Here is a 9961-nt window from a genome sequence, read left to right as displayed (position 1 = left end):
GGGGATGCTGGCCCCGGCGCGGACGGGCAGCCTGGTGTGGGGGGGGTGAGCGCGCGCTGATCCGCTACCGGCGGCGGCCCCGGGTGCGACGGCGCGGGGGGCCGCCGTCGTCGTGTGCTCGGCGGGCGGGGATCTCCTCAGCGGGCTCTCAGCGCGTTCTGAGCGCCTTCTCGGCGCGTTCTCAGCGGGCGCGGGCCGAGGTGACCCGGTAGACGTCGTAGACGCCCTCCACGCCACGTACGGCCTTCAGGACGTGGCCCAGGTGCTTGGGGTCGCCCATCTCGAAGGTGAAGCGCGAGGTGGCCACCCGGTCGCGGGAGGTCTGCACGGCCGCGGAGAGGATGTTGACGTGCTGGTCGGACAGCACGCGGGTGACGTCCGACAGCAGCCGGGACCGGTCCAGCGCCTCGACCTGGATGGCCACCAGGAAGACCGACGACTGGGTGGGCGCCCATTCGACGTCGAGGATGCGCTCGGGCTGCTGGGAGAGCGAGTCCACGTTGACGCAGTCGGCGCGGTGCACCGAGACGCCGCTGCCGCGGGTGACGAAGCCGATGATGGGGTCGCCGGGCACCGGCGTGCAGCAGCGGGCCAGCTTGACCCACACGTCCTCGACGCCCTTGACCACCACGCCCGGATCGGCGCTGGAGCGGCGCTTGGTGCGGCGGATGGGCGGGGCGGTCTCGGCGATGTCCTCGTTGGCGGCATCCTCGCCGCCGAGCGCCTGGACGAGCTTCTGCACCACGTTCTGCGCGGAGACATGGCCCTCGCCGATCGCCGCGTAGAGCGCGGAGATGTCGGGGTAGCGCATCTCATGGGCGAGGGTGACCAGCGAGTCGCCGGTCAGGATCCGCTGGATGGGCAGGTTCTGCTTGCGCATCGCCCGGACGATCGCGTCCTTGCCCTGTTCGATGGCCTCGTCGCGGCGCTCCTTGGAGAACCAGGCGCGGATCTTGTTACGGGCGCGCGGCGACTTGACGAAGCCCAGCCAGTCGCGGGACGGCCCGGCGCCCGCCGCCTTGGAGGTGAAGACCTCCACCAGGTCGCCGTTGTCCAGGGTGGACTCCAGCGGCACCAGCCGCCCGTTGACCCGGGCGCCGATGGTGCGGTGGCCGACCTCGGTGTGCACGGCGTAGGCGAAGTCGACCGGGGTGGCCCCGGCCGGAAGCGCTATGACATCGCCCTTGGGCGTGAAGACGAAGACCTCGTTGCGGGACAGGTCGAAGCGCAGGGACTCCAGGAACTCGCCCGGGTCCTCGGTCTCCTTCTGCCAGTCCAGGAGCTGCCGCAGCCACGCCATGTCGTTGATGGCGTCGTCCTTGCCCGCCTTACGGGGCACATCGGTGCGCACCTTGGAGGCGCCGGCCACCGCCTCCTGCTTGTACTTCCAGTGCGCGGCGATGCCGTACTCGGCGCGGCGGTGCATGTCGAAGGTGCGGATCTGCAGCTCGACCGGCTTGCCGCTGGGCCCGATGACCGTCGTGTGCAGCGACTGGTACATGTTGAACTTGGGCATCGCGATGTAGTCCTTGAACCGCCCCGGCACCGGGTTCCACCGCGCGTGGATGGTCCCGAGCGCCGCGTAGCAGTCGCGGACGGTGTCGACGAGGACGCGGATGCCCACCAGGTCGTAGATCTCGGCGAAGTCGCGGCCGCGCACGATCATCTTCTGGTAGACGGAGTAGTAGTGCTTCGGCCGACCGGTGACGGTCGCCTTGATCCGCGCCGCCCGCAGATCGCCCTGGACCTGGTCGGTGACGACGGCCAGGTACTCGTCGCGCTTGGGGGCCCGCTCGGCGACCAGCCGCACGATCTCGTCGTACATCTTGGGGTAGAGGATCGCGAAGGCGAGGTCCTCCAGCTCCCATTTGATGGTGTTCATGCCCAGGCGGTGGGCGAGCGGGGCGTAGATCTCGAGGGTCTCGCGGGCCTTCTTTTCCTGCTTCTCCCGCTTGAGGTAGCGCATGGTGCGCATGTTGTGCAGCCGGTCGGCCAGCTTGATCACCAGCACCCGGGGGTCCCGGGCCATGGCGACGACCATCTTGCGCACGGTCTCGGCCTGGGCCGCCTCGCCGAACTTGACCTTGTCCAGTTTGGTGACGCCGTCGACGAGCAGGGCGACCTGGTCGCCGAAGTCGCGGCGCAGGGTGTCCAGCCCGTACTCGGTGTCCTCGACGGTGTCATGCAGCAGCCCGGCCATCAAAGTGGCCGGATCCATACCCAGCTCGGCCAGGATCGTGGTCACCGCGAGGGGGTGGGTGATGTACGGATCGCCGCTCTTGCGCTTCTGGCCGCGGTGCCAGCGCTCGGCCACCTGGTACGCGCGCTCGATCTGGCGCAGCGTCGCGGCCTCCGCCTTGGGGTCGTTGCCGCGCACGATGCGCAGCAGCGGCTCCAGCACCGGGTTGTACGGGCTGGAGCGCTGGACGCCGAGGCGCGCCAGACGGGCCCGGACGCGGTTGGACGAGCCCGAGCGGGGCGCGGGGCTCTGTGCGGGGCGCGCGGGGGGCGTGGTGGCGGGCAGGCTGTTGCCACGGCCCGCGGCGGGCTTCGGGCTGGTCTGCTCGGGGCCGCGCCGGACCGCGCCGTCACCGCTGTTCCTGGGCACGCCTGGGGCCGCCGTCGGCTCGGCGGCGGTGGGCGCGTCCGGCTGAGCGGAGGGGGTTCCGCCCGGACGGACTTTGGGCGAGAGCGGCTGGGCCTCGTCTGGCAAGAGCACTCCTAGCGGTCCGGACCCGAAAAGGTCGGGCTGCCATGGTATCGATCCCGCCACTCCGCTTGCCTCTCGACCGCCAAGCCGGGCCTGACGGGGGCGGGGGGCGGCATGGCGGAGGGCGGGGACCCGGCGGTGCGCGTCCCCGCCCTCCGGCGGTCCTCCCGGCCCGGTGCACGGGCCCGTAAGCCCGGCTCAGACCGTGAACTCAGACCGTGATCAGGGCCTCCAGCGGGGCGCTGTCGAGCGAGCCCAGCAGCCGGCCACGGCCGGCGAGGAAGCCGAGCTCCAGCAGCACGGCGACCCCGGCGATCTGGGCACCGGCCCGCCGGATGAGCCGCAGGGACGCCTCGGCGGTGCCGCCGGTGGCCAGCACGTCGTCGATCACCAGCACCCGGTCGCCGGGTTCCAGCGCGTCGGCGTGTATCTCGATCTCGGCCGTGCCGTACTCCAGCTCGTACGCCTGGGCGAGCGTCGCCCCGGGGAGCTTGCCGGCCTTACGGACCGGTACGAAGCCGATTCCGGCGCGGACGGCGGCCGGGGCGGCGAGGATGAAACCGCGCGCCTCCAGGCCCACCACCTTGTCCGCCCGGTGCCGGAGGCACAGCTCGGCGAGCGCCTCGGTGAGCGCGCCGAAGGCCGCGGCGTCGGCGAGCAGCGGGGTGATGTCCTTGAACATCACGCCGGGCTTGGGGTAGTCCGGCACGTCCTGGATGCGGCTGAGCAGCAGTGTGCGCAGCTCCTCGGCGGAGGCCCCGCCGAATCCGTCCGGGCTGCCCGCCGTGGTCTCCGTCGTCTCCGTCATCTCTCAGGCTCCCCCGCTCATCGCCGCTTGCCCGACGGCCGACCGCGCCCCCGGTTGCGGGAGGCGGGCTGGCGACGCTGGCCGACGACTCCGGAGGGGGCCGCGGCGGCGTCCTCCAGGGCGGGGGCGTCGTCCTCCTCGGAGGCCGGGTCGGCCGTCTCGGCCTTGGCGGCCGCGGCACGCTTGGCCTTCACCCGCTTGGCCAGGGCCTTCATCCTCGGGTCGCGCCCCTTGAAATCGGCGACCAGCGGGGTCGCGATGAAGATCGAGGAGTACGCACCGGCGGCGAGGCCGACGAAGAGCGCCAGGGAGATGTCGTTGAGCATGCCCGCGCCGAGCAGACCGCCGCCGATGAACAGCAGGGCGCCGACCGGCAGCAGCGCCACGATCGTGGTGTTGATGGACCGCACCAGGGTCGAATTGAGGCTGCGGTTGGCGATCTCGCCGTAGGTGAAGCGGGTCTGCTTGGTGATGTCCTTCGACGCTTCCTTGAGACCGTCGAAGACCACGACGGTGTCGTAGAGCGAATAACCGAGGATGGTCAGCAGACCGATCACCGTGCCCGGGGTGACCTCGAAGCCGACCAGTGCGTAGACACCGACGGTGATGGTGAGGTCGTGGATGAGCGCGATCAGGGCGGCCAGCGCCATCCGCCACTCGAAGGCGATGGCGAGATAGATCACCACCAGCACCATGAAGATCGCCAGACCCTGCCAGGCCTTGCTGGCGATCTGCTCGCCCCAGCTCGGGCCGACCAGCTGGGTGTCGATCTTGCTGGTCTTGACGCCCAGCTCCTTGGCGAGCTCCTCCTGGACCGGCAGGGCCTCCTTGGTGCCCAGCTCGCTGATCTGGATCCGCACGCCGCCCCGGCCGAGCTCCTGGACGACGACGGTGTGGCCGCCGGACGCGTCCTCTGCCGTCTGGCGCAGGTCGGAGGCCGAGACCTTGCTGTTCGGGGTGGTGAAGACCGCGCCGCCGGAGAACTCGATGCCCATGTTCAGGCCGCGCACCGCCAGGCCCACGATGGCCGTGATGGTGATCAGTATCGAGATGCCGTACCAGAGCTTCCGCTTGCCGACGAAGTCGTAGCCGACCTCGCCTCGGTAGAGCCTGGCGCCGAGAGTGCCGAGTCGCGACATCTCACGCCTCCTTCGTGTCGGCGGGGCCGGGGGCGGCGGGACGGCGACGGCGCAGCGGCGGCGTGACCCCGAGGCGCTTGGGGTCCAGTCCGGACCACGAATGGCCGTTCCCGAAGAACGGACGGCGGGCGAGGATCGTCATCAGCGGCTTGGTGAAGAGGAACACCACGGCGACGTCGAGCAGCGTGGTGAGCCCCAGGGTGAAGGCGAAGCCCTGCACCTTGCCGACGGTGACGATGTAGAGCACCGCGGCGGCCAGGAAGGACACGAAGTCGGACACCAGGATGGTGCGCCGGGCCCGCGGCCAGCCGCGCTCGACGGCGGGGCGCAGCGAGCGGCCCTCCCGGATCTCGTCGCGGATCCGTTCGAAGTAGACGATGAACGAGTCGGCGGTGATACCGATGGCCACGATCGCGCCGCAGACCGCCGGCAGGTTCAGCGCGAAGCCGATACCCGGGCCGAGCAGCACCATGATCGTGTACGTCAGGATCGCGGAGACGCCGAGGCTGGCCATGGCCACGAGGGCGAGACCGCGGTAGTAGACGACCAGGTAGATCACGACGAGCGCGAGGCCGATGGCACCGGCGATCAGACCGGCGTCCAGCTGCTCACCGCCGAGCGCGGCGGAGACGGTGGTCTCGTCGGCGATGTCGAAGGACAGCGGGAGCGCACCGAAGGACAGCACGTTGGCCAGGTCCTCGGAGCTCTGCTGGGTGAAACCGCCGGAGATGGTGGCCCGGCCGCCGGTGATGGCGCCCTGGGTGACCTCGGGGTCGGAGACGACCTCGCCGTCCAGGACGATCGCGAAGCGGTTCTGCGGGGACTGCTGCTTGGTCAGCTCGCCGGTGGTCTTGGCGAACTTCTTGGAGCCCTTGCTGTTGAAGTCGAGCTGGACGATCCAGCCCGCCCCGTTCTGGCTCTCGAAGACCGCCGAGGCGTCGTCCACGTCGGTGCCCTCGACCTCGGAGGGGCCGAGGACGAACTTGGCGTCGCCCTTCTGGCTGCAGGCCAGCACCGAGTCGGTCGGCTTGGCGTTGGCCGCCTTCTCAGCCGCCGCGGCGCGTCCGGCCGGCTTGGTGCAGTCCAGCTTCGCGAACTGCTTGGCCAGCTCTTCCTGGCCGCTGGAGCCCGAGGGGCTCTTCGACGGGTCGGGCTTAGGGGTGTTCGACGGCGAGGGGCTCCCGCTGGGCTTCTCGTCGGCCTTCAGGCCCTTGGAGAGGGCCCGCCCCTGGGTGCTGGGGCTGGCGGAGGAGGACGAGGAGGCCGATGACGAGGCGGACGGCGTACCGGACGGCTTGCCGCCCTTGTCGTCGCCCTTGTCCTGGCCCTTGCCGCTGGCGCTGGCCGACGGGCTGGGGGTGGAGTTGGGCTTCTCGGGGGTCTTCTGGCCGCTGGTGGTCGTGACCACCGGCCGGAAGTAGAGCTGGGCGGTGGTGCCGACCTGCTGCCGGGCCTGCTTCGCGTTCGTCCCCTTGGGGATGTTCACGATGATGTGCTTCTCGCCCTGCGTCTGGACCTCGGCCTCGGACACACCCAGACCGTTGACCCGCCGCTCGATGATCCCCACGGCGGTGTTCATGTTGTCCGTGTTGATCGCGTTGGGCTTGCCCGGTTGGTTCTTGGCCTCCAGCGTGAAGCTGGTGCCGCCCGCGAGATCGATGCCCAGTCGCGGCGTGGTGTGACCGGAGACGAACATGCCTCCGGTCAGCGCCGCGATGGCGATCAGGATGACGGCCAAGGGGCGCCCTGGCCTGCCCTGTGACCCGGAGGACCTGCGGCCCTTCTTCGGTGCTGCCACCTTCTCGTATCTCCCTGTCCAACCGCCCCGCATCGGGTGTGCGCGGGGCGGCCACGAAGTCTTGTGGGGACAAGCCCCCGCCGGAGCCTAGACCGTCCAGGGAACCGCGGCGCACCGATCGAGGGCGCGCCGCGGTTCCCGGATGACGGACTTACTTCGCGTCGGTGCCGCCGTCCCGCTTGTCGTCCTCGGAGGTGCTCGCCGCGGCGGCGGCGTCGTCCTTGCCGAGATCGATCTTCTTGACGTCCGTCTCCCCGGCCTCGTCGTCCGCCTCGTCGGCCGCGTCGGCCTTCTCGTCCGCGTCGTCGCCGGCCTGGTCGGCCTTCTTGAACTCGACCTTGTCGGCGGACGAGTCGGCGTCGGCGGCCTCGGTCAGCGAGGAGGCGTCGTCGGGAACGACAGGAGTGTCGGCGGCGTCCTCATCGTCGGGGTCGATGCCGTGCACGACGCGGTTGTACTCGTCGTCCGGCAGGACGGCTCCCACCGCGTTCTTCGCGTAGATCGCGTGCACGCCGGGGGCGACCTCGAGGAGGACCGTGTCGTCGTGGACCTCCTTGACCGTCGCGTACATGCCGCCGATGGTCCGCACGCCGGAACCCGGCTGCATGTCATTGCGCATCGACTGGGCCTGGCGCTGCTTGTTCTTGGCCGATCGCGTCATCAGGAACATGGCCCCGATAAGCACGATGAACGGCAGGAGAGTCACGATATTCACGGGACGGAAATTCCTTCACACGACCGCGGGGAGCGGCCTGGTCTACGGGGGTGGGTATACCGCACAGTGAGCGGACGGCATACGGACGGCATCGGCGGAGTCTAAGCGAGCCCACGCCAATGGAACAACGCCCGGCGCGGTACCGGGGTTCCTGACCCCGCCATTATTGGTCCTCTACGCCATGATGCAGGGTAAGCGAGCGCTTATGCCTTGCCGCGCCCCGTCCGCCCGTCATGGCACGTCATGCGCCGTCCCGCCGCGGCCCCGGCTCGTCATGTCTCGAAGAGGCCCGCCTGACCACCGGCGGCGGTCTGCGGCGGTGGGGTGAGCCCCATATGCGCCCAGGCCGCCGGGGTGCCGATCCGCCCCCGGGGGGTACGGGCCAGCAGCCCCTCCCGGACCAGGAAGGGCTCGGCGACCTCCTCCACCGTCTCGCGCTCCTCCCCCACCGCGACCGCCAGGGTCGACAGGCCCACCGGCCCGCCGCCGAACAGCTTGAGCAGGGCGCTGAGCACCGCCCGGTCCAGCCGGTCCAGACCGCGCTCGTCCACGTCGTAGACGGCCAGGGCGCTGGCGGCGATCTCGCGGTTGATCACGCCGTCCGCCTTGACCTGGGCGTAGTCGCGCACCCGGCGCAGCAGACGGTTGGCGATCCGCGGGGTGCCACGGGAGCGGCCCGCGATCTCGGACGCGCCCTCGGGGTCGATGGTCACGTCGAGCAGACCGGCGGAGCGGTGGACGACCCGCTCCAGCTCGACCGGGGCGTAGAACTCCATGTGGCCGGTGAAGCCGAAGCGGTCGCGCAGCGGCGGCGGCAGCAGCCCGGCCCGGGTGGTGGCGCCGACCAGCGTGAACGGCGGCAGCTCCAGCGGGATGGCGGTGGCCCCGGGCCCCTTGCCGACGATGACGTCGACACGGAAGTCCTCCATCGCCATGTAGAGCATCTCCTCGGCGGGCCGGGACATCCGGTGGATCTCATCGAGGAAGAGCACCTCGCCCTCGGTGAGGGAGGAGAGGATCGCGGCCAGATCGCCCGCGTGCTGGATGGCGGGGCCGGAGGTGATCCGGATCGGGGCGCCCATCTCGGCGGCGATGATCATCGAGAGGGTGGTCTTGCCCAGTCCGGGCGCGCCGGAGAGCAGCACGTGGTCGGCGGTGCCGCCGCGCTGCCGGGCCGCCTTGAGCACCAGGTCCAGCTGCTCGCGGACCCGCTCCTGCCCGACGAACTCGCCGAGGTCCTTGGGGCGCAGCGCGGCCTCCACCGCCTGGTCGTCGCCGTCGGCGTCGGCGCCCACCAGCCTGCCGTCCGCGCCGGACAGGGCGTCGTCGGCGGTGGCCGGTGGGGTCTCGTCCCAGTTCACTGCGTTTCGCCTCGCGATGTCGTCTCAGGTGGTGCCGCCGGTCGCGGCCTGCCGCGGCCGCGGTGGCTCACCGTGTGCGGTTCAGGGTCTGCAGGGCGGCCCGCAGCAGCTGAGCCACCTGGGGCGTACCGCCCGCGGCCACCGTCTCCTCGGCCCGCGGGGTGACGGCGGCCACCGCCTCGTCGGCCTCCCGGGTGGCGTAGCCGAGGCCGACCAGCGCGGTGTGCAGCTGGTCGCTCCAGCCGGGCGCGGCCGCGGAGCGGGCGCCGGGCACGGCGGAGCCGATCGGCTCGCCGAGCCGGTCCTTGAGCTCCAGCAGCAGCCGCTGCGCCCCCTTCTTGCCGATGCCGGGGACGGCGGTGAGCGCCTTCTCGTCCCCGGCGGACACCGCGAGCCGCAGCGCGTCCGGGGAGTGGACGGCCAGCATGGCCTGGGCCAGCCGGGGGCCGACCCCGCTGGCGGTCTGGAGCAGCTCGAAGGCCTGGCGCTCGTCGTCGTCGGCGAAGCCGTAGAGGGTCAGCGAGTCCTCTCGGACGACGAGGGAGGTGGCCAGCCGGGCCGGCCGGCCGACGCGCAGCCCGGCCAGGGTGGCCGGGGTGCACTGGACCGCCATCCCGATCCCGCCGACCTCGATCACGGCGGTGTCCGGGGCGACGGCCGCCACCGGACCGGAGACGAACGCGATCATGAGGTACGGCCTTTCGTGGTGCGCGCGCTGTTCGGGGTGCGGGCGGGGCTCGTCGGGCGGGCGGTGCTCGGCGTACGAGCGGGGCTTGTGGTGCGGTGGGCGGCGACGGCCTGCTGGAGGCGGTTGGTCGCGGGGGCCCGCCAGATGTGGCAGATGGCGAGCGCCAGCGCGTCGGCGGCGTCGGCCGGTTTGGGCGGTGCGTCCAGCCGCAGCAGCCGGGTCACCATCGAGCCGACCTGCGCCTTGTCGGCGCGCCCGGATCCGGTGACGGCCGCCTTGACCTCGCTGGGGGTGTGCAGCGCGACCGGCAGCCCGCGGCGGGCCGCGCACAGCATCGCGACGGCGCTGGCCTGCGCGGTGCCCATGACGGTGCGGACATTGTGCTGGCTGAACACCCGCTCCACGGCGACGAATTCCGGCCGATGGGCGTCCAGCCACTCCTCGATGCCGCGCTCGATGAGGACGAGCCGGTCGGCGGTCACGGCGTCCGCCCCGGTCCGTATCACCCCGACGCCGAGCATCCGCAGCGGGCGGCCCGCGCCCCCCTCGACCACGCCGACGCCGCACCGGGTCAGCCCCGGGTCCACGCCCAGCACACGCACCGCGCCCCTCCCCTCACCGCGCTTCGGTCATCTGTTCCTGCGCAGGCTAGCGGCTGCCGCCGACAACGCCCGCGGACAAGCCCTCACGGCGCGGCGAGGGGGAGCCCCCCCACCCGCGCGGGGTTTGAGACAGCGGGTGA

At 71.6% G+C, this 9961-nt stretch carries 8 protein-coding genes; all 8 read right to left on the bottom strand.

Annotated elements, in window-relative coordinates; all coding sequences use genetic code 11:
- Window positions 1-181 precede the first annotated feature (181 nt).
- Window positions 182-2713 (bottom strand): bifunctional (p)ppGpp synthetase/guanosine-3',5'-bis(diphosphate) 3'-pyrophosphohydrolase, encoded by a 2532-nt coding sequence (locus tag ACFXB5_RS09280; RefSeq protein ID WP_201854569.1) that lies wholly within the window; start codon window positions 2711-2713, stop codon window positions 182-184.
- Between the two features lie 208 nt (window positions 2714-2921).
- Window positions 2922-3518: an adenine phosphoribosyltransferase gene (locus ACFXB5_RS09275; protein WP_385204446.1), complete on the bottom strand. Its 597-nt coding sequence runs from the start codon at window positions 3516-3518 to the stop codon at window positions 2922-2924.
- Window positions 3519-3535: 17 nt separating this feature from the next.
- On the bottom strand, window positions 3536-4657 hold the full coding sequence (gene secF, locus ACFXB5_RS09270) for a protein translocase subunit SecF (protein WP_385204444.1): 1122 nt from the start codon (window positions 4655-4657) through the stop codon (window positions 3536-3538).
- Between the two features lies 1 nt (window position 4658).
- Window positions 4659-6455: a protein translocase subunit SecD gene (secD, locus tag ACFXB5_RS09265; RefSeq protein ID WP_385204442.1), complete on the bottom strand. Its 1797-nt coding sequence runs from the start codon at window positions 6453-6455 to the stop codon at window positions 4659-4661.
- Between the two features lie 151 nt (window positions 6456-6606).
- Complete coding sequence (yajC, locus tag ACFXB5_RS09260) at window positions 6607-7170, bottom strand: preprotein translocase subunit YajC (protein WP_385204439.1); 564 nt, start codon at window positions 7168-7170, stop codon at window positions 6607-6609.
- Window positions 7171-7442: 272 nt separating this feature from the next.
- Window positions 7443-8531: a Holliday junction branch migration DNA helicase RuvB gene (ruvB, locus tag ACFXB5_RS09255; protein WP_385204436.1), complete on the bottom strand. Its 1089-nt coding sequence runs from the start codon at window positions 8529-8531 to the stop codon at window positions 7443-7445.
- A 67-nt stretch (window positions 8532-8598) separates the two neighbouring features.
- On the bottom strand, window positions 8599-9219 hold the full coding sequence (gene ruvA / locus ACFXB5_RS09250; protein ID WP_385204433.1) for a Holliday junction branch migration protein RuvA: 621 nt from the start codon (window positions 9217-9219) through the stop codon (window positions 8599-8601).
- Window positions 9216-9821, bottom strand: coding sequence for a crossover junction endodeoxyribonuclease RuvC (ruvC, locus tag ACFXB5_RS09245; protein ID WP_385204431.1), 606 nt, complete (start codon window positions 9819-9821; stop codon window positions 9216-9218). The genes ruvA and ruvC overlap by 4 nt, the downstream gene beginning before the upstream one ends.
- Window positions 9822-9961 lie beyond the last annotated feature (140 nt).

Origin of the sequence: Streptomyces sp. NPDC059455 (assembly GCF_042750115.1) — a bacterium.
In the GTDB taxonomy this organism is placed as follows: Bacteria; Actinomycetota; Actinomycetes; order Streptomycetales; family Streptomycetaceae; genus Streptomyces; species Streptomyces endocoffeicus.
Note: the sequence above shows the minus strand (reverse complement) of the source record. Positions and strands in the feature narration are given on the sequence as shown.

Bases quoted from the DNA above. Each gene is read 5' to 3' on its own strand.
- secF (WP_385204444.1), bottom strand. From the start codon at position 4,657: ATGTCGCGACTCGGCACTCTCGGCGCCAGGCTCTACCGAGGCGAGGTC.
- ACFXB5_RS09275 (WP_385204446.1), bottom strand. From the start codon at position 3,518: ATGACGGAGACGACGGAGACCACGGCGGGCAGCCCGGACGGATTCGGC.
- ruvA (WP_385204433.1), bottom strand. From the start codon at position 9,219: ATGATCGCGTTCGTCTCCGGTCCGGTGGCGGCCGTCGCCCCGGACACC.